This window comes from Bacillus sp. NEAU-CP5 (genome assembly GCF_026420705.1).
In the GTDB taxonomy this organism is placed as follows: Bacteria; Bacillota; Bacilli; order Bacillales; family Bacillaceae; genus Bacillus; species Bacillus velezensis.
On the sequence record NZ_JAPMOV010000005.1, the window covers coordinates 1 to 26455 of the forward strand.

At 44.0% G+C, this 26455-nt stretch carries 41 protein-coding genes, 2 tRNA genes and 1 rRNA gene; 35 read left to right on the top strand and 9 right to left on the bottom strand.

All coding sequences use genetic code 11. The features are described 5' to 3' along the window. Positions 1–11 precede the first annotated feature (11 nt). From rrf to tsaD, 8 genes are all read left to right on the top strand, one after another. A 5S ribosomal RNA gene (gene rrf / locus OTK50_RS15270) occupies positions 12–127 on the top strand. 19 nt (positions 128–146) lie between these two features. Further along, positions 147–223: transfer RNA gene (locus OTK50_RS15275), tRNA-Met, on the top strand. A gap of 10 nt (positions 224–233) precedes the next feature. Continuing rightward, positions 234–310, top strand: a tRNA-Asp gene (locus OTK50_RS15280). Positions 311–493: 183 nt separating this feature from the next. After that, entirely contained in the window at positions 494–1471 is a 978-nt protein-coding gene (gene thiL / locus OTK50_RS15285; protein ID WP_100001264.1) for a thiamine-phosphate kinase, read from the top strand. 15 nt (positions 1472–1486) lie between these two features. After that, a complete protein-coding gene (gene tsaE, locus OTK50_RS15290; protein ID WP_007408853.1) occupies positions 1487–1963 on the top strand; it encodes a tRNA (adenosine(37)-N6)-threonylcarbamoyltransferase complex ATPase subunit type 1 TsaE in 477 nt (158 codons plus the stop codon). Continuing rightward, positions 1944–2633 (top strand): tRNA (adenosine(37)-N6)-threonylcarbamoyltransferase complex dimerization subunit type 1 TsaB, encoded by a 690-nt coding sequence (tsaB, locus tag OTK50_RS15295; RefSeq protein WP_007408854.1) that lies wholly within the window; start codon positions 1944–1946, stop codon positions 2631–2633. The genes tsaE and tsaB overlap by 20 nt, the downstream gene beginning before the upstream one ends. Positions 2634–2643: 10 nt before the next feature. Further along, a complete protein-coding gene (gene rimI / locus OTK50_RS15300) occupies positions 2644–3099 on the top strand; it encodes a ribosomal protein S18-alanine N-acetyltransferase (RefSeq protein WP_003155993.1) in 456 nt (151 codons plus the stop codon). Then, positions 3092–4132 carry a tRNA (adenosine(37)-N6)-threonylcarbamoyltransferase complex transferase subunit TsaD gene (tsaD, locus tag OTK50_RS15305; RefSeq protein WP_015239289.1) on the top strand — a complete coding sequence of 347 codons (1041 nt, stop codon included), beginning with the start codon at positions 3092–3094 and terminating at the stop codon, positions 4130–4132. The genes rimI and tsaD overlap by 8 nt, the downstream gene beginning before the upstream one ends. Positions 4133–4355: 223 nt before the next feature. Here tsaD and OTK50_RS15310 read toward each other — a convergent pair whose 3' ends face one another. Beyond that, complete coding sequence (locus tag OTK50_RS15310) at positions 4356–6284, bottom strand: ABC-F family ATP-binding cassette domain-containing protein (protein ID WP_015239290.1); 1929 nt, start codon at positions 6282–6284, stop codon at positions 4356–4358. 139 nt (positions 6285–6423) lie between these two features. Between OTK50_RS15310 and moaC the strand changes: the two genes are divergently transcribed. Genes moaC through tatC form a run of 4 tightly spaced genes read left to right on the top strand, consistent with a single transcriptional unit; the run spans position 6424 to position 8534 of the window. Further along, on the top strand, positions 6424–6936 hold the full coding sequence (moaC, locus tag OTK50_RS15315) for a cyclic pyranopterin monophosphate synthase MoaC (RefSeq protein ID WP_003155986.1): 513 nt from the start codon (positions 6424–6426) through the stop codon (positions 6934–6936). Then, positions 6933–7580: a redox-sensing transcriptional repressor Rex gene (locus tag OTK50_RS15320; protein WP_003155984.1), complete on the top strand. Its 648-nt coding sequence runs from the start codon at positions 6933–6935 to the stop codon at positions 7578–7580. The genes moaC and OTK50_RS15320 overlap by 4 nt, the downstream gene beginning before the upstream one ends. Positions 7581–7598: 18 nt before the next feature. Further along, positions 7599–7769: a twin-arginine translocase TatA/TatE family subunit gene (locus OTK50_RS15325; protein WP_003155981.1), complete on the top strand. Its 171-nt coding sequence runs from the start codon at positions 7599–7601 to the stop codon at positions 7767–7769. A 6-nt stretch (positions 7770–7775) separates the two neighbouring features. Then, positions 7776–8534: a twin-arginine translocase subunit TatC gene (gene tatC, locus OTK50_RS15330; RefSeq protein WP_095352346.1), complete on the top strand. Its 759-nt coding sequence runs from the start codon at positions 7776–7778 to the stop codon at positions 8532–8534. A 38-nt stretch (positions 8535–8572) separates the two neighbouring features. Here tatC and OTK50_RS15335 read toward each other — a convergent pair whose 3' ends face one another. Together OTK50_RS15335 and OTK50_RS15340 are read right to left on the bottom strand one after the other, a co-directional pair. Beyond that, on the bottom strand, positions 8573–8764 hold the full coding sequence (locus tag OTK50_RS15335) for a YdiK family protein (RefSeq protein ID WP_003155975.1): 192 nt from the start codon (positions 8762–8764) through the stop codon (positions 8573–8575). Beyond that, complete coding sequence (locus OTK50_RS15340) at positions 8761–9495, bottom strand: CPBP family intramembrane glutamic endopeptidase (protein WP_007408860.1); 735 nt, start codon at positions 9493–9495, stop codon at positions 8761–8763. The genes OTK50_RS15335 and OTK50_RS15340 overlap by 4 nt, the downstream gene beginning before the upstream one ends. A gap of 236 nt (positions 9496–9731) precedes the next feature. On the opposite strand from OTK50_RS15340, the gene groES reads away from it, so the two are divergent. Continuing rightward, entirely contained in the window at positions 9732–10016 is a 285-nt protein-coding gene (gene groES, locus OTK50_RS15345) for a co-chaperone GroES (protein ID WP_003155970.1), read from the top strand. Between the two features lie 41 nt (positions 10017–10057). After that, positions 10058–11692: a chaperonin GroEL gene (gene groL / locus OTK50_RS15350; RefSeq protein ID WP_003155941.1), complete on the top strand. Its 1635-nt coding sequence runs from the start codon at positions 10058–10060 to the stop codon at positions 11690–11692. A 90-nt stretch (positions 11693–11782) separates the two neighbouring features. Here the strand turns inward: groL and OTK50_RS15355 are convergent, their stop codons facing one another. The 4 genes from OTK50_RS15355 to OTK50_RS15370 form a co-directional block, all read right to left on the bottom strand. Continuing rightward, a complete protein-coding gene (locus tag OTK50_RS15355; RefSeq protein WP_266121922.1) occupies positions 11783–12979 on the bottom strand; it encodes a tyrosine-type recombinase/integrase in 1197 nt (398 codons plus the stop codon). 17 nt (positions 12980–12996) lie between these two features. Beyond that, the gene (locus OTK50_RS15360) at positions 12997–13503 is read right to left on the bottom strand and encodes an ImmA/IrrE family metallo-endopeptidase (protein ID WP_214812960.1); all 507 of its coding nucleotides are present in this window, start codon (positions 13501–13503) and stop codon (positions 12997–12999) included. A gap of 72 nt (positions 13504–13575) precedes the next feature. Then, complete coding sequence (locus OTK50_RS15365) at positions 13576–14523, bottom strand: SHOCT domain-containing protein (RefSeq protein ID WP_266121923.1); 948 nt, start codon at positions 14521–14523, stop codon at positions 13576–13578. A gap of 246 nt (positions 14524–14769) precedes the next feature. After that, on the bottom strand, positions 14770–15132 hold the full coding sequence (locus OTK50_RS15370) for a helix-turn-helix domain-containing protein (protein ID WP_266121924.1): 363 nt from the start codon (positions 15130–15132) through the stop codon (positions 14770–14772). 164 nt (positions 15133–15296) lie between these two features. On the opposite strand from OTK50_RS15370, the gene OTK50_RS15375 reads away from it, so the two are divergent. Continuing rightward, positions 15297–15524, top strand: a complete 228-nt coding sequence (locus OTK50_RS15375) for a helix-turn-helix transcriptional regulator (RefSeq protein WP_266121925.1) — start codon at positions 15297–15299, stop codon at positions 15522–15524. Positions 15525–15737: 213 nt separating this feature from the next. Here OTK50_RS15375 and OTK50_RS15380 read toward each other — a convergent pair whose 3' ends face one another. Then, on the bottom strand, positions 15738–16121 hold the full coding sequence (locus OTK50_RS15380; protein WP_266121926.1) for a hypothetical protein: 384 nt from the start codon (positions 16119–16121) through the stop codon (positions 15738–15740). 79 nt (positions 16122–16200) lie between these two features. Between OTK50_RS15380 and OTK50_RS15385 the strand changes: the two genes are divergently transcribed. From OTK50_RS15385 to OTK50_RS15465, 17 genes are all read left to right on the top strand, one after another. Then, positions 16201–16515 (top strand): hypothetical protein, encoded by a 315-nt coding sequence (locus tag OTK50_RS15385; RefSeq protein ID WP_266121927.1) that lies wholly within the window; start codon positions 16201–16203, stop codon positions 16513–16515. Next, complete coding sequence (locus tag OTK50_RS15390; RefSeq protein ID WP_266121928.1) at positions 16512–17210, top strand: BRO family protein; 699 nt, start codon at positions 16512–16514, stop codon at positions 17208–17210. Before OTK50_RS15385 ends, OTK50_RS15390 begins: the two co-directional genes overlap by 4 nt. A 68-nt stretch (positions 17211–17278) precedes the next feature. Beyond that, the gene (locus OTK50_RS15395; protein ID WP_003155916.1) at positions 17279–17851 is read left to right on the top strand and encodes a helix-turn-helix domain-containing protein; all 573 of its coding nucleotides are present in this window, start codon (positions 17279–17281) and stop codon (positions 17849–17851) included. Beyond that, positions 17848–18105 (top strand): YqaH family protein, encoded by a 258-nt coding sequence (locus OTK50_RS15400; RefSeq protein ID WP_266121929.1) that lies wholly within the window; start codon positions 17848–17850, stop codon positions 18103–18105. The genes OTK50_RS15395 and OTK50_RS15400 overlap by 4 nt, the downstream gene beginning before the upstream one ends. Beyond that, positions 18102–18305, top strand: a complete 204-nt coding sequence (locus tag OTK50_RS15405; protein WP_266121930.1) for a YqaI family protein — start codon at positions 18102–18104, stop codon at positions 18303–18305. Before OTK50_RS15400 ends, OTK50_RS15405 begins: the two co-directional genes overlap by 4 nt. A 102-nt stretch (positions 18306–18407) precedes the next feature. Then, positions 18408–18596, top strand: a complete 189-nt coding sequence (locus OTK50_RS15410; protein WP_266121931.1) for a hypothetical protein — start codon at positions 18408–18410, stop codon at positions 18594–18596. After that, complete coding sequence (locus tag OTK50_RS15415) at positions 18593–19510, top strand: hypothetical protein (RefSeq protein WP_266121932.1); 918 nt, start codon at positions 18593–18595, stop codon at positions 19508–19510. Before OTK50_RS15410 ends, OTK50_RS15415 begins: the two co-directional genes overlap by 4 nt. After that, positions 19470–20267 (top strand): PD-(D/E)XK nuclease-like domain-containing protein, encoded by a 798-nt coding sequence (locus tag OTK50_RS15420; protein WP_317236467.1) that lies wholly within the window; start codon positions 19470–19472, stop codon positions 20265–20267. The genes OTK50_RS15415 and OTK50_RS15420 overlap by 41 nt, the downstream gene beginning before the upstream one ends. Before the next feature lie 197 nt (positions 20268–20464). Next, positions 20465–21166, top strand: a complete 702-nt coding sequence (locus OTK50_RS15425) for a DnaD domain protein (RefSeq protein ID WP_161503361.1) — start codon at positions 20465–20467, stop codon at positions 21164–21166. After that, positions 21051–21998, top strand: coding sequence for an ATP-binding protein (locus OTK50_RS15430; protein WP_252616895.1), 948 nt, complete (start codon positions 21051–21053; stop codon positions 21996–21998). The genes OTK50_RS15425 and OTK50_RS15430 overlap by 116 nt, the downstream gene beginning before the upstream one ends. Continuing rightward, positions 21995–22138, top strand: a complete 144-nt coding sequence (locus tag OTK50_RS15435; RefSeq protein ID WP_014304482.1) for a hypothetical protein — start codon at positions 21995–21997, stop codon at positions 22136–22138. Before OTK50_RS15430 ends, OTK50_RS15435 begins: the two co-directional genes overlap by 4 nt. Positions 22139–22232: 94 nt before the next feature. Next, positions 22233–22661 (top strand): RusA family crossover junction endodeoxyribonuclease, encoded by a 429-nt coding sequence (locus OTK50_RS15440; protein ID WP_016938684.1) that lies wholly within the window; start codon positions 22233–22235, stop codon positions 22659–22661. A gap of 57 nt (positions 22662–22718) precedes the next feature. Continuing rightward, on the top strand, positions 22719–22871 hold the full coding sequence (locus tag OTK50_RS15445; protein WP_266121933.1) for a hypothetical protein: 153 nt from the start codon (positions 22719–22721) through the stop codon (positions 22869–22871). Between the two features lie 80 nt (positions 22872–22951). Next, positions 22952–23155, top strand: a complete 204-nt coding sequence (locus tag OTK50_RS15450; RefSeq protein WP_003155894.1) for an XtrA/YqaO family protein — start codon at positions 22952–22954, stop codon at positions 23153–23155. Positions 23156–23186: 31 nt separating this feature from the next. Beyond that, positions 23187–23546 carry a hypothetical protein gene (locus tag OTK50_RS15455; RefSeq protein ID WP_017417487.1) on the top strand — a complete coding sequence of 120 codons (360 nt, stop codon included), beginning with the start codon at positions 23187–23189 and terminating at the stop codon, positions 23544–23546. A 220-nt stretch (positions 23547–23766) separates the two neighbouring features. Next, positions 23767–24027, top strand: a complete 261-nt coding sequence (locus OTK50_RS15460; RefSeq protein ID WP_017417489.1) for a hypothetical protein — start codon at positions 23767–23769, stop codon at positions 24025–24027. Between the two features lie 3 nt (positions 24028–24030). Next, entirely contained in the window at positions 24031–24444 is a 414-nt protein-coding gene (locus OTK50_RS15465; RefSeq protein WP_017417490.1) for a hypothetical protein, read from the top strand. 143 nt (positions 24445–24587) lie between these two features. Here the strand turns inward: OTK50_RS15465 and OTK50_RS15470 are convergent, their stop codons facing one another. Continuing rightward, positions 24588–24938 carry an Ig-like domain-containing protein gene (locus OTK50_RS15470; RefSeq protein ID WP_017417491.1) on the bottom strand — a complete coding sequence of 117 codons (351 nt, stop codon included), beginning with the start codon at positions 24936–24938 and terminating at the stop codon, positions 24588–24590. A gap of 108 nt (positions 24939–25046) precedes the next feature. On the opposite strand from OTK50_RS15470, the gene OTK50_RS15475 reads away from it, so the two are divergent. The 3 genes from OTK50_RS15475 (at position 25047) to OTK50_RS15485 (ending at position 26368) form a co-directional block, all read left to right on the top strand. Beyond that, a complete protein-coding gene (locus OTK50_RS15475) occupies positions 25047–25481 on the top strand; it encodes a hypothetical protein (RefSeq protein WP_266121934.1) in 435 nt (144 codons plus the stop codon). Positions 25482–25491: 10 nt separating this feature from the next. Then, positions 25492–25665: a hypothetical protein gene (locus OTK50_RS15480; RefSeq protein ID WP_266121935.1), complete on the top strand. Its 174-nt coding sequence runs from the start codon at positions 25492–25494 to the stop codon at positions 25663–25665. A gap of 85 nt (positions 25666–25750) precedes the next feature. Further along, entirely contained in the window at positions 25751–26368 is a 618-nt protein-coding gene (locus OTK50_RS15485) for a hypothetical protein (RefSeq protein WP_151296168.1), read from the top strand. The last annotated feature ends 87 nt before the right edge of the window (positions 26369–26455 follow it).

Sequence of the window (26455 nt, forward strand, 5' to 3'; positions counted from 1 at the left end):
ACTCTCAATGGTTTGGTGGCGATAGCGAAGAGGTCACACCCGTTCCCATGCCGAACACGGAAGTTAAGCTCTTCAGCGCCGATGGTAGTCGGGGGTTTCCCCCTGTGAGAGTAGGACGCCGCCAAGCTTTTCTAAAATTTTATCATCGCGGGGTGGAGCAGTTCGGTAGCTCGTCGGGCTCATAACCCGAAGGTCGCAGGTTCAAATCCTGCCCCCGCAACCAAAAAATAAATGGTCCGGTAGTTCAGTTGGTTAGAATGCCTGCCTGTCACGCAGGAGGTCGCGGGTTCGAGTCCCGTCCGGACCGCCATTTTTATTGTAAACGAAACGATCATGTTTTCGTTTTTTTTTGTGTTTTCTTTTAAATACTGGCAGCTTGGTATCTAACCAAGCTTTCTTTTATATCGTTAAAGTCTTGGATATTGAAACATAATCCGATACACTAGAAAGAGCTGTATTTCACAAGAGCGTCAGAAAGGGAGACGGAAGATATATGGATGAGTTTGATTTGATTCACAGTATTACGCCGCATTCGCATTATCATCCTTCCGTCGATGTAGGGATCGGTGATGATGGTGCGGTTTATACAGCATCACCCCATATGCAGCAAATTGTCTGCCTTGATACAATGGTGGAGAATGTCCATTTTAAATTAGAGTATTCCTCTCCTCGTGATATCGGTTATAAGGCGCTTGCTGTTAACATTAGTGACGTGGCGGCGATGGGAGGCATTCCGAAGTTTTATTTGGTGTCTCTAGCGGTTCCTTCTTGCTGGCAGAAAGCGGACGTCCAGGCAATGTATGAAGGAATGGCGGAACTGGCGAAACTATATCAAATGGATTTGATCGGGGGAGATACCGTCTCCGCTTCCGGTCAAGCCGTAATTACCGTTACTGTCATCGGAGAAGTTGAGAAGGATTGCGCTTGTCTGCGAAGCTCGGCAAGACCCGGAGATGTTGTGTTTGTTACAGGGGATATCGGTTCGTCCGCAGTAGGACTGTCTCTTTTATTGGGAGAAACACTCCCTTCTGCTTTTCATATGACTGATTATTTTATTCAAAAACATAAGCGGCCCGTTCCGAGAGTTCAGGTCGGCCGCTTCTGCTCTCAGCTTCAGCGCGCGGCTCTGAATGATATCAGTGACGGATTGGCTAGTGAGCTGCATGAAATAGCTGCGGCAAGTTCAGTTACGATAGAAATTAAAGAACAACTTCTGCCGGTGCATCCGGATTTGCCTGAGGCAGATTCTGAGTGGAAGAAATGGGTGTTATTCGGCGGTGAAGATTTTGAATTGGTTGGAACGGTTTCTCAGCAAGAGTGGACCTCTCTGCTTGATTACTGCACTCAATCGGGCATTCCGATTGCGAAGATAGGAGCAGTAACTGAACGGAAGGAAGCATGTGTTCTTTTGACAGCCAATGATCAGAGACAAATCGTCCTTGAGAAAAAAGGATACAATCATTTTAAATAAGACGGGTGACTCACTTTGAAGACATTACAATGGAGAACGAAAAACCCCGAAGAAACGAAAGCCGTAGCCAAGCTTGCCGCTTCTTTGGCAAAGCCGGGAGACATTTTGACACTGGAAGGCGACTTAGGCGCGGGAAAAACGACTTTTACAAAGGGTTTTGCCGAAGGACTGGGAATCACGAGGGTGGTAAACAGCCCGACTTTTACAATTATAAAAGAATACCATGACGGTTCGCTTCCTCTATATCATATGGATGTGTATCGTATGGAGGATGAAAGCGAAGACTTAGGGCTTGAAGAATATTTTGAGGGACAAGGCGTCTGCTTAATTGAATGGGCTCATTTAATTCAGGATCAGCTGCCTGCTGAACGGCTGCAGATCGTCATCACAAGAGCCGGTGATGAGGCAAGGGACATTACCTTTACGGCTTGCGGAACACGGTATGAAACGCTTTGTGAGGAGATAAATAAACATGACAATACTGGCAATTGATACGTCAAATTACACGTTGGGTGCCGCGCTCGTTCGTGACAAAACGGTGATGGCGGAGTATATTACATATTTAAAAAAGAATCATTCCGTGCGGGCCATGCCTGCTGTCAATTCATTGCTGAAGGATTGCGGCCTAACACCGCAGGACCTTACGAAAATAGCGGTGGCGAAAGGACCGGGTTCGTACACAGGTGTCAGAATCGGTGTGACGCTGGCAAAAACATTGGCATGGTCGCTGAAGCTTCCGGTTTCCGCTGTCTCGAGTCTGGAGGTGCTGGCGGCTAACGGACGGCACTTTCAAGGACTGATCTGCCCGTTATTTGATGCCCGGCGCGGACAGGTATATACGGGACTTTATGAATATCAGGACGGCCGATTACAATCCGTTCTTCCAGATCAGAATGTCCTTTTAACTGATTGGCTCGGCATGCTGAAAGAAAAAGCGTCTCCGGTTTTATTTTTAGGACACGATACAGCCATTCATGAAGAAACCATTCTGCATGAATTGACATCTCAAGCAGTGATTGGAACGGCTGCACAGCATAATCCGCGGCCGTCAGAGCTGGCGTTTTTAGGCTTAGAAAAAGAGGAAGCGGATGTCCACAGCCTTGTTCCGGATTATTTGCGTCTGGCAGAGGCTGAAGCGAAATGGATGGAATCTCAAAAATAGGGTGATAGGGATGAAAACGAAAACGGCGATTCGAAGCATGCGTCCGGAAGATATTGATCAAATTTATGAAATTGAAACAGCATCCTTTACTTCTCCGTGGACGAAGGATTCATTTTATCATGAGCTTTTGGAAAATCCGTATGCCCACTACCTTGTCATTGAAAAGGACGGCTGTCTGGCGGGGTATTGCGGAATCTGGATTATTATAGATGACGCGCAGATTACGAACATAGCCATTAAGCCGGAATATCGGGGCCAATCATTGGGAGAAGCGCTGTTTCGCTCTGCGATAGAATTGTGCAGAGAAAAAAAGGCAAGAAGGCTCTCTCTCGAAGTCAGGGTCTCAAATCATCCCGCCCAATCCTTATATAAAAAATTCGGTCTTCAGGCCGGAGGAATCAGAAAACAATACTATACAGATAACGGAGAAGATGCGTTATTAATGTGGGTGACATTACATGAGTGAAAAACAAGATATTTATGTATTAGGAATCGAAACAAGCTGTGATGAAACAGCGGCCTCGGTCGTAAAAAACGGGAATGAAATTATTTCAAACGTTGTCGCTTCTCAAATTGAAAGCCATAAACGTTTCGGCGGGGTCGTGCCTGAAATAGCGTCCAGACATCATGTGGAGCAGATTACCCTTGTGATTGAGGAAGCTCTTTTAAAAGCGGAGATGGGCTTTGATGACCTTGATGCGATTGCCGTAACGGAAGGACCCGGACTTGTCGGAGCCCTGTTAATCGGAGTCAATGCGGCAAAGGCGTTAAGCTTTGCCCATCAAATACCGCTAGTCGGCGTCCATCACATCGCGGGCCATATTTATGCAAACAGGCTGATAGGAGAGCTTCAATTCCCGGCGCTTGCTTTGGTTGTGTCAGGCGGACATACGGAATTGGTTTATATGAAAGAGCACGGTTCATTCGAGGTTATCGGTGAAACGCTGGATGATGCCGCAGGCGAAGCTTACGACAAAGTGGCAAGAACGATGGGGCTTCCTTATCCGGGAGGGCCGCAGATTGATAAGCTGGCTGCTGTGGGAACGGATTCCATTCCGCTTCCGCGTGCGTGGCTGGAAGAAGGGTCTTACAATTTCAGCTTCAGCGGCCTGAAGTCAGCCGTGATTAACACGCTTCATAACGCCTCGCAAAAAAATGAGGTGATTCCTCCTGAGGATCTTGCCGCAAGCTTTCAGCAGAGTGTCATTGATGTACTGACGGCAAAAACTTCTAAGGCCGCGAAAGAATACGGGGTTAAACAAGTGCTGCTGGCAGGGGGCGTAGCCGCTAACAAAGGGCTGAGAGCCGCACTGCAGCAGGAATTCAGTCATTCGGGAGATCCCGAGCTTGTCATCCCGCCGCTTTCCTTATGTACGGACAATGCAGCGATGATTGCGGCTGCCGGAACCGTTGCTTTTGAAAAGGGGATTCGGGGCTCATATGATATGAACGGACAGCCCGGTTTGGAATTAACATCCTTTGATCGTCTCACGTTGTAAAACGTGAGGCTTTTTTTTACTTATTAACAGATAATTCGAACATATCCACAGGATTGTGAATACGTTCAGAAATCCAGGCTGGATAAGGGGCTGCAAGTTGTTAGTAAAGTGGATAAAGTCAGAAAATTTTGTGGATAGTGTGTATAAAACGCTTACTTACATGGCTGACAAGGAAGATAGCTGTGGATAAAAAAGCACCCCTTAAAGAGGTGCTTGACGTTTTCTATTCTTCTGAGGAGAGTTCCTCCCATTCTGCTAATAAGTTTTCGAGCTCTTGATTCAGAGCTTCATTCTCCGCGTGAATGGTCTGTACCTTTTCATGATCCTGATACACGTCAGGATCGCACAGCAGCTCCTCATTGGCGCTGATTTTCTCTTCGGCGGATGAGACGGCAGCTTCAATTTCTTCAATGCGTCTCAGGCGCTGCCGTTCTTTCTTCTTCCATTCTTTTTCTTCCTCGTAAGTTCTTTTCGTATCCTGTTTGACCTTGCCGGCAGGCTGAGCCTGCTCCTTTTCCTGCCGCTTCATTTCTTCCAGTTCCAGCTGCTGGGCTTTTTTCTCGGTGTAATAGTCATAGTCACCCAAATATTCTTCTGCATGATCCGGAGACAGCTCCAGCACCCTTGTGGCGATCCTGTTAATAAAGTAGCGGTCATGCGATACAAATAACAGTGTTCCCGGGTAGTCGATCAGGGCGTTTTCCAGCACTTCTTTACTGTCCAGATCAAGGTGGTTTGTCGGTTCATCAAGGATGAGAAAGTTTGCTTTTTGCAGCATCAGCTTGGCAAGCGCGACTCTTGCTTTCTCACCGCCGCTTAGAGAACGGACAGGTTTCAGGACATCGTCTCCGCTGAACAGGAAGTTGCCGAGGCATGTCCTGATCTCTTTTTCCGGCATGTCCGGATATTCATCCCACAGCTCGTCCAGCACGCGTTTGGACGAGGTCAGTTCAGCCTGCTCCTGATCATAATAGCCGATTGTGACATTGGAACCGTACGTGATCGATCCGGATTCGGGGCTGAGCGTGTTCATAATGGTTTTCAGCAAGGTTGATTTGCCGATTCCGTTCGGTCCGACGAGGGCGGCGCTTTCGCCTCTTGTAATGCCGAAGGTCAGGTTTTTCAAGAGCGGCGGCTGGCCGTCATAGCTGATGGAAACATCCTGTACGCGCAGGACGTCGTTTCCGCTCTGTTTTGTAATGTCAAAACGGAAGGCGGCTGATTTTTCATCCCCGAGCGGCTTTGCCATGACGTCCATCCGTTCAAGCTGTTTTCTTCTGCTTTGGGCTCTTTTCGTTGTAGAAGCTCTGGCCAGATTGCGGTCGACAAAATCTTGAAGCTTGGCGATTTCGTCCTGCTGTTTTTCATACAGCTTCAGGTCTTTCTCATACTGCTCAGCTTTTTGTTCTAAATAGGCGCTGTAGTTGCCGAGGTATTTTTTGCTTTCTGTCCGTGAGACCTCGTACACTTGGCTGACGACTTTATCAAGAAAGTATCTGTCGTGGGAAACGATCAGGATGGCGCCTGAATATCCCTGTAAATAATGCTCAAGCCATGTAAGCGTATCGATGTCGAGATGGTTCGTCGGTTCATCCAGAATAAGGAGATCAGGCTGGGTCAGCAGCAGTTTTCCGAGCGCAAGTCTTGTTTTCTGACCGCCGCTCAGGCTTTGCACTTTCACGGAATCGTCAAATTTTCCGAAGCCGAGGCCGTGAAGGATAGATCGGACATCCGCTTCATATTGATAGCCGCCTTTATCCTTGAAATCCTGCTGAAGCCTGTCATAGGTTTTCATCAGCGTCTCAAGCTCCGCGGGGGCGGCCGTGGCCATCTTTTCTTCAATAGAGCGCATCTCTTTTTCCATTGCTTTCAGGAAATCAAAAACGCTCAGCAGTTCTTCTTTTATGGTAAGCTGGGATTCCAAGCCTGTGTGCTGGGCGAGATATCCCATCGTTAATTCTTTCGGTTTGATTAATTCACCCTTTTCATATGAAAGGTGACCTGCGATAATTTTAAGGAGAGTTGATTTGCCGGCTCCGTTTCTGCCTACTATGGCGATGCGATCCCGAGATCTGACTTCAAGCTTTATATTGTTTAAAATAGGATCAGCGCCAAAAGATTTGGATAGCTGATTAATTTGTAAGATCATCATATTATTTCACCTCTGTTATAATAAGTTAAGTGTAGCTTATCAACCTGCTGTCAGCAAACAATACATCAGAATTGGAACATTATAGGATAAGACATCAGGGAGAAAATAGTGTATGATCAGAAGTAAGGAGAGTTTAAATATGAATGGATTTTCTCATTTTAATGAAGAAGGCCGTGCCCGCATGGTGGATATAAGCGATAAATCTTCAACAGTCCGTACTGCCGCTGCGATATCCAGCGTACACATGAAGCATGACGTGTACAGCAGAATCAAAAACCGCGAGATCGGAAAAGGAGACGTGCTGGCTGTCGCACAGGTGGCAGGAATTATGGCCGCAAAGCAGACGTCAGCGATTATCCCGATGTGCCACCCGCTTTCTTTAAGCAGCGTCGACATTTCATTCGGCTGGGAGGAAAAGGATTCCGAAGCCGTTCTTCATATACAGGCAAGCGTAAAAACGAAAGGGAGTACAGGTGTGGAAATGGAAGCGCTAACTTCCGCTTCAGTCTGCGCTTTGACCGTTTATGACATGTGCAAGGCGCTGGATAAAGGAATGGTCATCGGCCCGACCTGCCTCATGGAAAAGACAGGAGGCAAAAACGGTGATTTTAAAAGAGATGCATCTGAGTATAAAGTGGAGGACCAATCATGAACAAGGATCAATCAAAAATTCCACAGGCGACGGCAAAACGGCTGCCGCTTTATTATCGCTTTTTAAAGAATTTACACGCGTCAGGAAAACAGCGCGTTTCATCAGCTGAACTGAGCGACGCGGTAAAAGTCGATTCGGCCACGATCCGCCGGGATTTTTCCTATTTCGGGGCGCTCGGCAAAAAAGGATACGGCTATAATGTGGATTACCTGCTGTCATTTTTCAGAAAAACACTGGATCAGGATGAAACGACGAACGTCATTTTGATCGGTGTCGGGAATTTAGGGACGGCGTTTCTTCACTATAATTTCACAAAAAATAATAACACAAAAATATCTATGGCTTTTGATGTGAATCAGAGTAAAATAGGAACTGAGGTAGGCGGTGTGCCTGTCTTTGATCTTAATGATTTAGAGCTTCACATTAAGGATGAACCCGTGGCGATTCTTACCGTTCCCGCGGTTGCCGCCCAGTCAATCACCGACCGGCTCGTGTCGCTCGGAATCAAGGGGATCCTTAACTTTACGCCGGCCCGTTTGAATGTGCCGGATCACATTCGAATTCATCATATAGATTTAGCTGTAGAGCTTCAATCATTGGTTTATTTCTTGAAGCATTATTCTGTTTTGGAAGAAATTGAATAGCGAAAGGAGGAGCTGCACATGATCGGTCCTGGAAGCCTGGCGGTTATCGGTGTGGTAGCGGTGATTATTTTCGGTCCGAAGAAGCTTCCCGAATTAGGAAAAGCGGCGGGGGACACGCTTCGTGAATTTAAGAACGCTACTAAGGGATTAGCCGGTGAAGAAGAGGAAAAAAAGAAAGAAGAACAGTAAGATAGGATGACGCGTATGAGAGTGAATCAAATGACGCTTGTGGAGCATATTGCCGAACTTCGGAAACGATTGCTGATTGTGGCGTTATCCTTTACGGTTTTCTTTATTGCCGGCTTTTTTCTGGCAAAACCTATCATTGTGTATCTTCAAAAAGCCGATGAAGTAAAAGAGCTCACCCTTAATGCTTTTAACCTGACGGATCCGCTGTTTATCTTTTTGCAGTTCGCGTTTATCATCGGCATCATTTTGACTTCGCCGATTATTCTCTATCAGATTTGGGCGTTTGTCAGCCCGGGTCTGTATGAGAAGGAGCGCAAAGTAACACTCAGCTATATTCCGATTTCGATCGTGCTGTTTGTCGGCGGTGTGTCGTTTTCTTATTATATTTTATTTCCGCTGGTCGTTGATTTTATGAAGCGGGTCTCGAATGACCTCGATGTCAACCAGGTGATCGGGATCACCGAGTACTTTCATTTTCTGCTGCAGCTGACGATTCCGTTCGGACTGCTGTTTCAGATGCCGGTGCTGATCATGTTTTTAACGAGACTCGGTGTGATCACGCCGATGTTTTTATCGAAGATCAGGAAGTACGCGTATTTTGTGCTGCTTGTGATCGCCGCGATGATTGCGCCGCCTGAGCTGCTGTCTCACTTGATGATTACCATTCCGCTTTGCATTTTATACGAGGTCAGTATCCTGATTTCAAAAGCGGCGTATCGGAAAAGGCAGACCAGCAGTGAATCCGATCAGGACGTATCAGCATAAAAAAAGCCATTTCTCAATGATGAGAAATGGCTTTTCTTTTATTTTTGATTTTTTTTCACTTTAAATGAGAAAGCGAACATTTTAAACGAGATGCTGATATTATAAGCGGCGAAAACCATCAGCAGTATGGAATAAAAAGACCACATGCTTCCCGGAGAGCTTGCGGCCAAATACGTAAAGATACAGCCGACTGCGAAATAAATCAAGCCCCAAGTCATTGGGTTCCTCATACAAACAATCCTCCAATAATTAATTGCATTTGCTCACTATGCTGTTCAATATATTTTTGGGCGGGGCCGAGCTGCATGACCACGACAATGGTATTCATCATGACATGGGCGAATATCGGCACAATAATCCGTTTCGTCTGCACATACAAGAACGCAAAGGTAAAGCCCATGGCCGTATACAGCAGCAGGTGCGTGAGGTCTTGATGCACAATGCCGAAAATGACGGAACTGATCAGTCCGGCGATAAAGAAATTCGTTTTTTCATATAATACACCGAAAATGATCTTCCGGAAAATGATTTCTTCAAGAATCGGCCCGACGATAGAAGAAACGATAATCATGAGCGGCATGGCTTTAATAATGCTGAGAATGGCTTTCGTGTTTTCGGAACCGCTGCCCACATGAAAGACATACTGCTCAATCATCCCGGCGATTCCCTGAGAAAATAAAGCGAGCCATATTCCCGCGACCGCCCAGAGAACGGACATGCCGGCGGATGCTTTCTTCCCGTTTCTTAATGTCTGCTTCGGCGCGGTTCTCAAAATCAAGAGAACGATAATCAGGCAGATAAAAAAGCTTACGACGGAATAAATCCCCTGAGCCATGGTGAGATTCGCATTCGTAGGGTGCCCGCCCGCATAGCCGAATTTGTACATTAAAGGAATGCCGATCAATGCGGAAAGCTGCATGATAACATATGTCAAAATGATATACCAATACTGTTTTCTCAAATGATATGTACTCCTTTATCCTATAAAATCAACTTATTTGTTCTTATTGTAACACAAGTGAACTTGACGTGAAAAAAGGAGAAAATCAGTGTGAGAGAGAATCATGTAAGCGTGAAAATTTTTTATTCTTATGACTTGAAATTGGAAGTGAGATTCTTTATTATAATAACTGTGTTAGCACTCTTTAGAGCTGAGTGCTAAAATTACATATTCATACTATTGAGGAGGTTATTACATTGTTAAAGCCATTAGGTGATCGCGTTGTCATTGAACTCGTAGAATCTGAAGAAAAAACTGCCAGCGGAATCGTATTACCGGATTCTGCAAAAGAAAAGCCGCAAGAAGGCAAAATCGTGGCAGCCGGTTCAGGTCGCGTGTTGGAAAGCGGAGAGCGCGTTGCTTTAGAAGTAAAAGAGGGCGACCGCATTATCTTCTCAAAATACGCCGGTACTGAAGTGAAATACGAAGGTACTGAATACTTAATCTTACGTGAAAGCGACATTTTAGCTGTAATCGGCTAAGCAAATAAATATTTTTAAAAATTCGAGGAGGTTTCGTTAACATGGCAAAAGATATTAAGTTTAGTGAAGAAGCACGCCGCGCTATGCTTCGCGGTGTCGATGCGCTTGCTGACGCTGTAAAAGTAACTTTAGGGCCAAAAGGACGCAACGTGGTTCTGGAGAAAAAATTCGGTTCTCCGTTAATTACTAATGACGGTGTAACAATCGCAAAAGAAATTGAACTTGAAGATGCGTTTGAAAACATGGGTGCGAAGCTTGTAGCTGAAGTAGCCAGCAAAACAAACGACGTTGCCGGTGACGGTACGACGACTGCGACTGTACTTGCGCAGGCTATGATCCGCGAAGGCCTTAAAAACGTAACTGCGGGGGCTAACCCTGTTGGCGTGCGTAAAGGTATGGAACAAGCCGTGACTGTAGCAATCGAAAACTTAAAAGAAATTTCTAAGCCGATCGAAGGCAAAGAGTCTATCGCTCAGGTTGCTGCGATCTCTGCTGCTGATGAGGAAGTCGGAAGCCTTATCGCTGAAGCAATGGAGCGCGTAGGAAACGACGGCGTCATCACAATCGAAGAGTCTAAAGGATTCACAACTGAGCTTGAAGTTGTTGAAGGTATGCAATTCGACCGCGGATATGCGTCTCCTTACATGGTGACTGACTCTGATAAGATGGAAGCGGTTCTTGACAATCCATACATCTTAATCACAGACAAAAAAATCACAAACATTCAAGAAATCCTTCCTGTGCTTGAGCAAGTTGTACAGCAAGGCAAACCATTGCTTCTGATCGCTGAAGATGTTGAAGGGGAAGCTCTTGCTACACTCGTTGTCAACAAACTTCGCGGCACATTCAACGCTGTTGCCGTTAAAGCTCCTGGCTTCGGTGACCGCCGTAAAGCAATGCTTGAAGACATCTCTGTTCTTACAGGCGGAGAAGTAATCACAGAAGACTTAGGCCTTGACCTGAAATCTACTGAAATCGGACAATTGGGACGCGCTTCTAAAGTTGTGGTAACGAAAGAAAACACAACAATCGTAGAAGGCGCCGGCGATACTGAAAAAATCGCTGCACGCGTCAACCAAATCCGCGCTCAAGTGGAAGAAACAACTTCTGAATTTGACAGAGAAAAATTACAAGAGCGTCTTGCGAAACTTGCCGGCGGCGTAGCTGTCATCAAAGTCGGCGCTGCGACTGAAACTGAGCTGAAAGAGCGCAAACTTCGCATCGAAGACGCCCTCAACTCAACTCGCGCAGCTGTTGAAGAAGGCATCGTATCCGGCGGTGGTACAGCGCTTGTCAACGTATACAACAAAGTCGCTGCAGTGGAAGCTGAAGGCGATGCGCAAACAGGTATCAACATCGTGCTTCGCGCGCTTGAAGAGCCGATCCGTCAAATCGCACACAATGCAGGTCTTGAAGGATCTGTCATCGTTGAGCGCCTGAAAAACGAAAAAATCGGCGTAGGCTTCAACGCTGCAACTGGCGAATGGGTAAACATGATCGAAAAAGGTATCGTTGACCCGACAAAAGTGACACGTTCTGCTCTGCAAAACGCAGCTTCTGTAGCAGCAATGCTCTTAACAACTGAAGCCGTTGTCGCTGACAAACCGGAAGAAAACGCCGGCGGCGCAGGAATGCCTGACATGGGCGGCATGGGCGGTATGGGTGGAATGATGTAATCAAACGGCGAAAACCCTTGATATACCAAGGGTTTGACCGTTTTTCATCACCCCGATTAGCCAAAAAAATAACAAAAAAATAACATTTCTTTATGAAATCCCGAAATTGAGGATGTTTCCAAAAGTCTGCTGGACTTTGTGGGAGGCATCCTCTTTCATTTTTTTGGTTACATGAGTATAAATCTTCATCGTTGTTTTCATGTCGTCATGCCCAACTCTTTCCATTACAGTTGGCAAGTCAACTTTTGCCTCGGCCAGCATGCTGATATACGTGTGTCTAAATATATGGGGAGTAGCATGTTTTTTAATTGATGTTTTTTCCAGTATTCTTTCCATTCTTACAATGATATTTTTTGGTAAAAAGGGATAGCCATTCTCACGAGCAAATAGGAAATTACCGTCGTGGTATTCGCTTGGATCAATCCTGGACTGTAGACGCAACTTCTTTTGTTTGGTTACATGCGCCTTCAATATATCCATTATCTGATCGTCGAGAGTGATAGTTCGCACCGATCCGGCTGTTTTCGGCGGAGTTAATTCATAGTTCCTCATATTGTTATCTTCGGAATATATGGTTTTAGTGATACGCAGCTCTTTTGTTTCAAAATTTATATCAGGAAGTTTGAGGGCGCACATTTCCCCTGAACGCATGCCTGTAAAAGCGAGTAAGTAAAATCGTTCAAGGTCCATTTCCAAACCATGGACTTTTACAGCTAAGAGGAATTCTTCAAGTTCTTCCCTTTCAAGATATTTTTGCTCTATTTTACTACTTTCAATATCTTCTACCGTCATTCTCTTTTTAGGAACTACAGCGCCGGCCACTGGATTATCTTTTAAAAGCTTCACTTTTACAGCGTATTTAAAAATCATTCCGGCTGTCGTATGCACACCACTAATGGTGGTACGGGCATATTCTTGATCAGTGAGATCGTTGAGTATCTTTTGATATTTTCTTCCTGTTACCTGAGCGATATTGGTTTTAGCGATATACCGGTTTAAGATTTTAATTTCTTTCCTTCGAATACGCAGAGTTGCTTTTTTCTTTCCTGTGAGAGCATATTCATTCAACCATTCGGCAGCAAGCTTTTCGAAAGTCATTTTTTTAACTACTGATTCATCAATACCATCCTCTTTTAAGGCATCAATAGCATCTCTAACTCTTTGTTCAGCTTCTTTTTTTGTTTTGCCACGTCGCGCAATTTGTTTGCGTTTACCGGTAACGGGATCACGAGGTCCGTCACCAACAGCCAGCCATTTTTTACCCTTGATCAATTCCTCTGTATACATTTTGTCACCCCAATTTTTCAATGAATAGTTTTAAAGAGCTGTTTATACATCAAGAATGAGAACTGTTTTCTTGTATACATATCGAGCCGTTTAGCAGCAAATTGATATGTAACATTAAAGGTATCACCTATTAATTTTATAACCTCTGATTTCATGCGTGGCAACGAAATCTTTTCAAGCATAAAAGTAGGAACACAGAAATGATACATAAAGCTATTAGCCTGATACTCTTGCAACTGGCGAAACATACGATTCATGTTGAACTGGTTTCCACAATGTTTAATCACATGCCCTAGCTCATGAACAAAGTCTTGCCACTGTTCTTGTGGAGAGGCTCGAGCATCAAGGACGACGCTATACTCACCGTTAATTTGAAACATGCAGCTTTTTCTTTGCTCATAATGCAGCCAGATACGAAATGCCGCGGCAATCCTTTCTAAATCAATGTCTTCAGGAGTCTCGATATTTAATGTGTAATAGATTCTTTTCACTTCTTCTTCAAGGTAAGATAACTGGATTGACATTAAAAACACCACCATGGAGAGAATGTATGTTCTGTTTTTGGTGTGAAAGAAAAGCCCAAGGAAGAAGGGCTGTCATAAATTCAATAGCTGTTTCTTTTTAATTTCATATTCTTCTTGAGTGATAGCACCCATATCCAACAATTCTTTATATTTTTTCAATTCATCAGCTCCAGATACAGTAGGGGCAGGAGCTGGTGGTATTGTTGGAGCAGGCATAGACTGATGCTCTTCTATGTATTTTTGAATTTCTAAAACCATAGGCAGTTCATTTGTGCCAAAAGTGAAAGAGTTATCGTCTTGTATTGCGTCCCAGAGTCCACTTGTTTCATTAGCAGCTGGCGTTAAAAATTGAAAATAGCCAGAGGTCACTAATCCAGGTTTTTTTATTTGAAGCCCGGACAGTTCGCTGATTCTATAAGATTTCTCCCCACTATACCCTCGTGTGATAGTATTAACAGCGCCTTTTCTTGCTACTCTTATATAGTTTCCGTCAAGTGTGATTGTTGTTTTTGCAGATTTAAAATAATACTCTTTGATATGTTTTTTCGATTTTTCTTCAATTTTTTTTTGTTCTTGGAGGTCCTTTTCTTTTTCCCGATTAAATTTTTCTTCATTACCAGTAATTTTCGATTCTACATATTTACTGACTGCCTCTGGATTTCCTTCTGTTATGTTAGTGATACTGAATTCTCCATCTGAAGTGATACAATCTATCCGAAAACCAGCAAGTGCTTTTTTCGTAACAGAGATTTTCAAAATAGAATCGTAAAGCCATTTCTCTGTAATCAGGGCGTCTTTTTTAAGATAGAAGAAATACACAGAATCATCTGTTACGGCAAATATACCAGTAGGTAGGCTTACAACTTTGGGTCTATTCAAGCTACCTCTTGCCATTTCCAATACGGTTTCGTTTATCTCATTAAGCATCATTTTATAGGTTTTTACAAAGTTTTTAGAAGCCTTCATGTGTTTTTTGAATTGACAGTTATACACTTCACCATTCTCTGACAAAAAAGACAAATTAAATTTCCCCTTTTTAAATAATAACAGTTGAGTTGCTCTCTTTTTTCTGATCTAATTCGGTTTGAATCCTGAAGCAATCCTGATGAGGAAGGTTGTTATCTCCCTTGATATAACTGACTTCAACCTATCTGTGAAAAATTCTTTCCCGATCCAGTTCAGTTCTAATTCCGATCCAATCCTGATCTTATTAGTAAACAGAAATAACATAATAACAATAATATAAATAAAGGTTTCGCCAGTTAGTTATTTCTTTGGCTTACGACCCTCGCGTTCTTCTTTCTCTTTGAGGTACTTTATAAAATCAATTGCTTGTTTTTGTCTTTCTACTGAGAAGTCACTCGCTTCTCTAAAGGCGATCTGTAAATCAGGATCATCAAAAAGGTCATTATTAAAAGTAGGTTCTTTGCCAGTCAGGAGGTAATCAGTTGTTACACCATACAAACTTGCAAGTCTAACGAGCATTTCTCCATCTGGTTTCCTTAAACCGTACTCCCAGTTCGCATATGTAGACATTGTTTTAATACCTAATTTTTTTGCGACGAAAGATTTGCTCCAACCTTTCTTTTCTCTTAATTCAGTTAAGATTTTCCCTGTTATATTATCCATTATTATACACCTTTTTTTCATTTGGTGTGTAAATTTTAACACGGTTTACACACAATAGATAATTACTTACACAAAAAGAATAAAAATATATTGACTTACCCTTATTGTGTATATTATTATGTATTTAACGAGTTACACGAAAAGAGTAAGGTGGTGAGTTAATAGTGTTAGAAAAATTACGGGCGATAAGACTTTCTCAAGGAAAGACCCAAACCTTTATGGCAAAAAAGCTTGGATATAGATACGCAAGCGGTTATGCAAATATAGAAATGGGGCGTACAAAGCCAAGTCTTGAAAAAGCACACCAAATATCCGAGTTACTGAATGAAGAAGTCGATGAGCTTTTTTTTGATGAAAAGTTACACGAAACGAGTAAAGAGAATACTGCTTAGTTACAAAAAACAATATAGGAGTGAGAGTATGAATCAAATTAATCAAAAAGCCACCGCGATAACGGCGGCTCTCGAAACTGATAATGCATGCAATAATTGCGGCAGATCTTGGAGTGGGAATTTAAACTTTTGTGGAGTTTGTGGAAATAGGCTAATCCCTTACTCGCAGTTGAAACAGTTTTTCCCTAACAGACGTTTTGTGAGGGTAAATTATTAAGATAATTCATCCATCTTTTGTCGGTTTCTCCAATCATCTTTTCGGGAGATATCAAGTTCAGCAAAAAAAGAAGTAATATCATGAAAAGTATTTTCAATTGTACCGCCTTTATTATCTAACTGAATTTGTTTCAGAGCGGTACTAAACAAATGCATTTTAGTTTGCCCATCATTATTTTGGAATGATAGATCACCAGCAAGTTGATAAACATTATTCTCATCAGGAATATAAATTCCAATCATTTGGGATGAGACGTGAACGCTAAGAATTATTTTGTTTGGTAAATCAATCAACATGGTACCTGATTTCCCATTGGCAAATTTGAACCATTTACCTGAGATTGTCTCTACCAATGTACTTCCATCTTGAAAATCAGACATAGTTAACACCACCTTTCTATGAAGATTTTACCACATAAGAGATTGGAAGATTATCTAAAAAGCATAGGAGGTCAAAAACATGTTCACTATGCAATACGACGACAAATTCATTGATCAGATCGCTGCCAAAATTGCTGATAGAGCAACAGACATGCTGGTAGAGCGGCTCAGCTCATTGAACGAGCTTCCTCACATCTTGACGAGAACTGAAGCGATGGAGGTTCTGCGGTGTGGCCCCACTAAAATGGCGGAACTAATGGCCCGTCCGGATTTCCCGGTCAACAACGAATGCGGCAAAAAAATTCCGACTGCTTTGCTCTTCAAGTGGGTCGAGTGCAACACTCGTTGGGTTGCTGAGAATACTGACTACTACAAGAAAGGGGCTACAGCATGAATCAATTACAAAATTTTTCACATGAGCAATTCGGAAACTTGCCGATCATTCAAGTCGACAACAAAGACTTTTTCGGAGCAACCGAAGCTGCTGCAGCCCTCGGATATGCAAATGCACATGATGCAATCTCAAAACATTGTAAAGAAAATGGAGTCGCGTTTCACGAGGTCACAGATTCGCTCAATCGTAAACAACACAAAAAATTCATTAGCGAAGGAAATCTTTACAGGCTGATTACTAAATCTAAACTTCCAGCAGCTGAACAATTCGAAGCGTGGGTATTTGACGAACTGCTACCAACACTGCGTCAGACAGGCCAGTACGGCGGCCCGAGAGTTTTATCCGATGAAGAACAGCGAATCGAATCGCTGAAACTCACTTTACAAACAGCAGAACAACAACAAAAAATGCAAAAAGTGTTGTTTCATCATGAAAAACAGATCGGTGAGCTCAGTCAAAAAGTGGACGAGCAAATCACTCTGGATTCCGGAGAACAGCGTCGGTTTCAAAAAGTAGTTGCGCGCCGGGTTTATAGCATCACGGAAGGTAAGACAGAAGCGGCCAGGCTTTTCAGAGAAATACACCGTGAGATAAAAGACCGGTTCGGCGTTGCAAGCTACAAAGACATAAAGCGCCGGGAGCTGTTATCCGCAATCAAATATATAGAAAATTGGATTCCTCGGAAGGTTTCCTAAAGCCTTTCGAGTTCCTTCATTAATTAAATTTTACCAGTGAACAACTGGATATATCAGGAGGCAAACATATGGAGAACAACCCATACAATTTGCATAATCTACCCCGGATCATGCGTAGTGTCCGCAAAGCGGCAGGACTTGCACAGTATCAGATCGGTAATTTGATAGGGGGAAAGGATCAGCGGTATGTTTCGGACGTTGAAAATGGATTCAGTAAGCTTACCCCGGAATTATGCATCAAGTGGTTTGAGGCGTGCGAGGCATACGAACATATTGATCTGGTACATTACCTCTTCAAACTGCACCCGACGACGGCAGCGCCCATTGATCCAGCACTTAACGAGAGCGCAAGCGCGGCGGTAATCAATATGATTCACCAGCTTGAAGAAGCATTGCAAGCAACAAGGCATTTAGCGCGCTGGCTGGCAAACGATAGGCCAGGCCGACAACCTGAAGAACTGCCAATGGCCGATATTAAACAGATTTTTGATCTGATCCCGGCAAATAAAACGCTGATATATTCGCTGGCCCGCAGTCATGGACTGAACATGAAGGAACTGGCCGAAAGGTGGACGCGGAAAGCGCTAATGAGTCAAGTTGCAATGGCAAAAACAGAGGAAAGGCAGGCGGTACTGGTATGAAAATCAATCAGTTTCTTAAAGTAGATGCAGATTCAGCAAAAAGGAAAATCGAGTCGGCAGAAGAGCTCTCTATCATGCTTTCGGAGGCATTACGGGATGGCGATTACGAAGAAGCTATCAGTCTTGCAGGGAGCATCAAGGTTCTTATAGAGGATATTAACCGGCTGGCGAATAAAGGACGCTTACACCAAACCGTTTTAAATATGGCGGCCCGTGGGATTCACCTGAGTGTTGTGAGTAGGTGTTCACAATGAATATTGAAAATCCAATGGTTCTGAACAACTGGCATGACAAGCTGACTGAGCCGGAAACGCAAAAGGATTTCTTTGGGGATGAAGTAACGGCTTTCGATGATTTCGTGATAGATAGTGCTGAAGGTGAAGTCGTATTGAGGGAAAACCTTGAGCGGTATCTGAAGGAGCATCTTGGTTTTGAATTTAAAAATGAGCAATAAAAAAAGCCCACTTGGCAGAGTGGACTTCAAAAGGTCTTTTGGTAAAGATTAGTTTCTTTATTATACCAAATTACTTCATAAAAGACAATGGAGGTTTTACACATGGCAAAACGAATAACAGCATCTTTCAGTGACCGGGCGGACGATCAGAAGCGCCTGAGAGAAGTCGGCGGCTCAATCATGTTCAGTAAAGGTAAACCCGTATTTTCCTTTCCGTCAATGTATGCATACCGAGAATGGCAGCGGCTCGGCACAGAAGCTTATTTGAGAAAGGTGGCAGAGGCACAATGAACGGACTATCTCAGGTAGATTACTCAGATTACATGCCAGCCCCTCAGCAGGCTACTGGCGTGACTACGGAAGCGATGGTAAGCCGACAGGCTCAAGAAGTACAGGCGGCAATGGTCATTGCAAAGAAATTCCCACGGGACGTATACGCGGCTTTTGACCGTATTAAAAAAGCATGCGAGCGGAGGCTGTTAGCCGAGAATGCGGTTTATGAATATCCGCGCGGCGGCACAAAGGTTTCCGGCCCATCCATCCGGCTGGCGGAGGCCTTGGCACAGAACTGGGGGAACATTGATTACGGAATTATGGAGTTGGAACAAAAAGCTGGTGAATCATCTGTCATGGCTTACGCTTGGGATCTTGAAACGAATACCCGGCAAACCAAAATTTTCACTGTGAAGCATGAACGGAAGGCACGGGGCGCCATTACAAAACTGGATGATCCGAGGGATATTTACGAAATGGTTGCCAATCAAGGAGCCCGCCGGGTTCGCGCCTGCATACTTGGAGTGATTCCGGGCGACATCGTTGATGCGGCGGTAGATATGTGTCAAAAAACATTGATTAGTGGACATAAGGAACCACTGGAAGACCGGCTCAGAAGCGCCTTCTCCCTATTTAAAAAAGAGTTTGGCATCACTAAGGAAATGATTCAGGAGTACATCGGCAGTAATGTTGATGCCTTCACTGAGCAAGATTTCCTGAAAATTGGTCGTATTTACACGTCCCTGCGTGATGGGATGGCGAAGAAAGAGGATTACTTCAATGTGAAGGCCACAGGCGCGACTAAGTCAAAGGCTGAGGAAGAATTCAAAAAGCAGAAAGAGCAAGCTGACAAGCCTGCTGATAGTAAAGAAAAGGCGGGTGATCCTGCTAATGCGGATACCGGCACTGAACAAGGAGAATTATTACTCTAACGAGATTGATCGACACTACATGTCAAATTCTCAATATAAAAGCTTTTTGCAATGCGAGGCTGCTACGATGGCAAAGTTGAACGGAGAATGGACGCCGCCCACATCGGAGGCGCTCCTCTTCGGCCAATATGTTCATGCCTGGCTTGAAGGTGAACAGGCTTTTGATGAATTTAAAAAGAACACCCCATCACTTTTTACACAAAAGGGCCAGCTGTACAAGCAGTATCAGTTAGCTGATCTGATGATTGAGGCGATTCAACATGACGAACTCTGTATGTTCATTCTGCAAGGAGCAAAGGAAGTTATCGTAACGGCTGAACTCTTCGGCATCCCGTGGAAAGGCAAGCTGGACGTTTACAACCCTGCCGGCAGCCGTTTTGCCGATCTGAAAACAGCCCGTTCACTCCGGGAGAGGGTTTGGCATCCGGAAAAAGGCTATTGCTCATTCGTCGAGGCAAATGGCTATATTGAACAAATGGCACTGTATGCTGAGCTTGAAAAAAGAATGACTGGACGGAACGAATGGCTTGAGCCCCTGATCGTAGGGGTTTCAAAAGAAGATCCACCTGATAAAGCTGTCATCAATATTGATGAAGGCAGGATGGAAGTAGAGCTTGCAGAGATTGAGCAACGGATGGACCGGATTTTGCAAGTGAAACACGGCGGAGAGAAGCCGGAGCGGTGCGAAAAATGCAAGTATTGCCGGGCCACTAATCAACTGAACAGCATCATCCATTTTTCGGAGTTGGTGAGCTGATGGAAAGGGAGTTGATCAGGATTCCCATCCCACATTGTTATCTTTGGCTGGTCAAAACGGTTCAGCGCGACATGAGAAAGGACTTGTATACCCGGTACACGACTGACTACTTAAAGACAAATGAGCCGTCTCTGAGATTAGTAGAAATAGATTTCAAGGCTCTGACAGCACTGTGTGAAAGGAAGTAGGTGAGCGGCATGGATATGCAAGGTTTGGGGTATGTGGTCCTACCTCGGCTGCCATTTAAGGATTCACGTGATGAGACAATATACGATTATTTATTCAAACGGGCGGAGTACAGGGCGGATCAAGAACTAAAGCTCGGGCAGACAATCGTTAAGCTTGTGGATTTAGCCAAGCGCTTCAACTGGTCTTCTGATCAGATCAAATACTCGTTAGATCGGATGGTAAAGCAAGAGTATTTGAAGCTGGACCGGCTGCCACAAAAACGTGGTTTCATTGTGACGGTGTTGAATTATGCCGAGTACATACAGCTTGGAAATTACAACAAGAAGATAGACCCGGCTCCAATACCTTTAGGACAGCAGGAGGTTGACGAAAAAATGAAAAACGCATTTGAACTATTCGAAAACAAAACAGCCCGCACCATTGGCACGATGGAGGTTCAGCGGCTCGGGTATATGGTGGATGATTACGGCGAAGAGAAAGTCATGGAGGCAATGAAACAGGCTTTCAGAAGCAAGGGCAACAACGTTAATCTGAATTACATTGAAGCCATCCTCTCAAACCCATTCAGCCAGAGACGAAAGGAGAAACAGCAGTATGGAAGCTCGCAAAACGCAAGATATGGACGCGGCAATGAAGGCCATTCTAACCAAGCTCCGGGATCGGTCAGCAGCATCTTCAACGGGACAGGCCGCCTCAGAAGAAAAGGCTGAATACGAGTGCTCTGACTGCAAGGATAAGGGCATTATTGTTTACCGTATTCACCAAGACACAGAGCGCCAACTGAGGAAAGATCATAAGACAATGGAGAGCCTGGCCCCCGATCAAATGGTCAGGGAAGAGGATTATCTTGCAGGGAAAGTATGCTTGCCGGATAAGGCCCGGGAATGGAAAACCACATTTTCAAAGCAATGCGAGTGTGTAAAACGGAAAAAGATCGCCCGGCTTATGAAGGCCAGCGGCATCACGGAGGAATTCGAAAAGCTCCTTTTTGGAAACTTCATTAAGGACGGGAAGCCGGACATGATCAAGGACGCTTATGAGTGCGCGGTGGAATACTATAAGGATTTTCAGAGCATTAGGGGAAATCGTTCAAACAGCATCGCTTTGCTCGGGCAACCGGGCAGCGGAAAAACGCACTTGTTAACGGCGATCATGAACAATTTGATCAAGAAAAAATCAATTTACTGCATGTATTTCCCGTACGTTGAGGGAATGGGCGATCTGCGAAATGATTTTGACCAGCTGGAAACAAAGCTCGACGCCATGCGGAAAGCCGAGGTCCTGTTCATTGATGACTTATTCAAGCCAGTAAAGGGGGAGCCGCGGGCGACGGATTGGCAAGTGGAACAAATTCAATCGGTTGTGAATTATCGGTACTTGAATCATAAGCCTCTGCTAATCTCTTCCGAGCTTGATACGGGCGAAATTTTGGACATCGACGAGGCGCTGGGCTCCCGGATTCATCAAATGTGCAGAGATTACACGGTGATCATTAAGGGCGACCGGATGCAATTAAACCATAGGTTAGGAGATTGGGAATGACGGAAAAAGCGAACTTCACGGCAACCGGCGGCATGTACATGTTCGGGCCCGCCGAGCAAACGGCCGGCCAGGACCTTACCCCGGCGATCCGGGTGCTTGAGGAAAAAATCAAACAAATGGAGCTGATGCACAGTGCTTAAAGCGGTTATCCTGCTGCCGGCCATCATCCTCACAGCGCCGTACAAGGAAAAGCAGATTCAGCACTGGGAACAAATTGACGGGAGGTAATGACGGTTGGATTCCATTCAGTTTATAGTTTACGGCGAGCCTGTTGCACAGGGGAGGCCGAGGGGATCTGTTATAAATGGCAAGGTTAAAATGCGTGATCCTTTGAAATCAAAGAATTTTAAACAATATGTTGCGCTGGTGGCGTCACAGTATCGGCCAAAACAAGTTATTACGGGACCTGTGGCAATGGATGTCAGAGTATTCAGACCAATGACGAAAGAAATTTCTAAATCCAAGACAAAAAGAGAAAATGCGGAAAAGGGTCTCCTGCGTCCCGTAACAAAGCCGGACGTTGACAATTATGTAAAGGGAGTTAAAGACGCCCTGAATCATCTGATTTACCGGGATGATAGCCAGGTAGTCGATCTGAAAGTTAGCAAGTTTTACAGTGAAGAACCCCGAGTGGAAGTCATTATAACGGAAATCCTGCCATAACGCTTTGCAGCAAAAGTTTGATGCTTGAAAACTAAATCAATTCAGGAGGTTATCGCTATGCAAGAAAAAATCGATCCATACAAGCCTGGTCCAGTTAAGGAGTGGAAAATGACGCCGGAGCAGTTGGCGGCATACGTCGAAAAACATCCGATCATCTACCGCGAGGAATTAAAGCCATCTACTGGCGTAACGATGCGGCTGCCGTCATAAAACGAAAAAAGCACCGAAGCCGAAGCCCTGGAGCTTTGATATGAACTGGTACTTCTATCATAGCACAGGGGGCGGCCAGAGTGAACAAGCCAACAGAAATAAAAAATCATGAAACAACTATTCAGCAAAGCATCGAGCCGGGGAAAGTCCGCATCATCGTTTTAGATGGCACTGAAGGGACTGCTCATCTAATGGACGCCCCGGAACACGGTAAAACTATCATTCAAACAATAAAAGGCGGCCTGGCTCGTTGTGATTACGAGATCGGCCATAAATTCAAATAGCAGGGGTTTCCCCTGCGGGGGAGGAACGGGCATGAAAGAGAGAATTGAACGTCTGAAAAAACTGACATACATTCCGCAGAAGGAAATTGCTTGGCTTATTGAGCAAGCTGAACTGAATGTTAAGCAGCAGGAAATCATCGAGGAAAATAAGCGTCAGCAGGAAGTCGCGGTCAATCAGTTTCGGCAGGCCCGGGAGGAGATCAGCCGGCTACGGGCGGAGAACAATCGCTTTAAAGAGGCTCTGCAAGTATATGCGAATAAGAGAAATTATGAATCAAGGAGACGAAAGGTTCCCGGAACCGCATTAAATGGGGAGAAAATCAGCGCTTCCTTGATCGAAATAGACAAAGGGCAAACGGCCAGAGAAGCATTGGAGGGTGATGCGGAATGAGCGAATTATCCCAAGCACAAACTTGTCCGTATTGCGATTGCACAGAAGAAGCATACCATTCTAACTGGGATTCAGACAGCGACGGGATCGTAATATGCACGAGTTGCCATAAAGAATATTATTCAATGCCCAAATATCACTTTGAGGGTTGGCAGGTTGAAAAAATATGCGAAGAATGCGGTCATGAAGAAAGTGAATGCCATTGCGAGGGGGAAGAAAAATGATGCCATTACAAGTAGAACTGCAACGGAACGTGAAGGCCACGAAGGACGAAGCAATGACCGTCGAGCAGGCGGCCGAGCTTTTAAAGGTTCACCCGGACTACATCCCGACGCTGGTCGCTCGGTCTGACGATCTGAAAATGATCGGCGACCATACCATTATCGCTAAACGGGATAAAACAAATATCTGGTTGGTCGGGGCATGCGTGGGGCTCATCTTCTTCACTATCTCCGTGTTGCCGAATTTGATCGGGGGTTAAGGGATGGCAACAGCAGAGCAATTGAAACGAATGAACGACATAAACGATTTGATCAAGCTTATCGCAAGCATAGACAGACGTACTTTCTTCTGTAAATACAAGGAGCGGGTGGCGTATTTCAGATTTAAGAAAAAACTGTTCTTCGTTGATGATTACACGGGCGCTGACGTTTACCCATATGAATTGGGATACGGCAGTTCAAACGGCTTTTCGCATGGGGGCAACATGTGGCAACTGGTCAATAGCTTCAGAAAATTCATCATAACAGGGAAATACGGCGAGCTGAGGGATTATAAAGAAATATGGGCTTACAGCTATGAAGGATGTATGAAAATCCGTCAGAAGGCGAAGGAGATCGGTTTCATTGAAAGTGTTGATTACCCCTACAGTTTTGATGAATGGGCGGATAGTAAATGATCGAATACCATTGCCCGGACTGCGATTATAAAAAACTTGATTTAGAAATCCGCACAGATGCCCGCTGCCCGCATTGTGGGCGCTGCATGGGTGGTGAAGTGGAAAAATAGAAGAGCATATTAGAATGCTCTTCTATTAGAAAATTAATAGACAAATACGTGTAACTGACCGTATACTGATCCATTTTTGAATATAGTTAAATATGCATTTCCAGCTTTATTGCCACGGACAAGTCCATTGGTATCTACTGTGAAAACAGCGCTATTATCTGAATGATAAGCGAATCCTGATCCTAAATACTTTGCATCTAATTGTTTAGAACCCCCAGCTCTCACTTCAAAAGTATCGTAATAGGCTTTAATTGGACCAGGAGATATAGTTGTTTGCATTTCATTTTTTTGAGGAGTTATCTCCTTAGCTGAAGCCATACCACTAATTGAAAAAGCTAATACAGGAATCGATAGTGCAGTCACAGCAATCTTTTTGAAATTCATTTTAAACACTCCCTTGGTTTTTTATGGAACATAGTAAGAATTCGAGCAAAATAACGATTATCCTTGTAAATAAATGTTAATTATTTGTGAATTAGGAAGGGGAAAATAATGAAAAAACTATTCAAATCAATCATTTTATCAGCTGCATTACTTACGGGAGCGGCGGCCGTTGCGCCGTCTGCTTCCGCCGCATGGTCCGGCTGGCAAAATGAATCCGGGTACAGCGGCCGGGTGTTTACGGATGCTGCGACATATACGGGCGGCGCCTCAACGGTGGACTGGAAAGCCGAGAAAAAAGGATCAAGGACACTTTATTACACAGCCGGCGTATACAAGAAGCGCAGCGGCGGCGGGCTGACTGATACGAATCTGGTACAGCGGGGCAGCTTCAAAACGGCAACGCCTCTGAAATCATTCAACGTGAAAACGATCCGGAATAAGACCGGAAAGGGAACCTATGTCATTCAGCTGGACTGCTACTCTGATTCCGGCAAGCGGAACTATATCGGAACATTTGAATCAGCAAAATTTCATATCAAATAAGGAGGATACAATGGCGCTGAGAATAATTTTTCTTCTGATGGGATTAGGATTCTGGTTTTATTTCCAATACGAATATAGGCCGGACATGAAAACGAACATCACGTTAATAGGCGCAATAATTGCGTTCACGGCTGCGGCGTTTTTTCAGGATATTGATAAGTATGTTAGATCTGAAAAAGAATAGAATAATATGAATTTATTAGAATTCCTTTTTACTGTATAATTTGTGTAAAAAATAGGAGTGAAAAGTCATAGATATAAATTTCTTTTTGAAGACCGAAGGCATAGGAACAAATATCATTAGTGATTTCCTGTTAAATCCTAGTCTGTGGGGTTCATTAATCGGATCTGGAATATCTGCATTAGTAGCTATAACAATTATGCAACACAATATCAAACATGAAAGGCGGATGTATAAAAGGACACAATTAGAAAGTTCTTTAAAAGAAGCAAGGTTCCTCGAGCATTCAACTAATCTTTTGATTAGAGCTGTTGGATCCTATATAGACTTAGAGGCGAAACATTTTAATGTCGATGAAAGTATAATGCTCTACGAAGAGTTCTCTGATATAAAAGAAGAAGACCAACAGGAATTAGATAATATACTTAAGTCAAAAGAACATATTAAAAGAAACCTTTTTATATATTTAAACAGGATAAAATCAATAGATAGGCAAAAGCTCAGCACAGATAATTATCAAATATATTTAGAGATTTTAGGTTTATGTGAAAATCAGATAGAAGATTTATTGGAGAAAAGTTATAAGTTAGCACAGGGTGGGTATGCAGATACTTTTTCAGTTTATTTAAGAGATTTAAAAGGAATGAATTCTAGATTAAAAGACATAATCAACTTAAGCATTAAGGAGCTTGAAGAACTTAAATAAGTCCAAGACGGAAAGCCTGCGGACACTGATCATTGCACAGAATTGCTCTGTGCTCTGATTGGTGTCCGTTTTTTATTTCGCAACTAT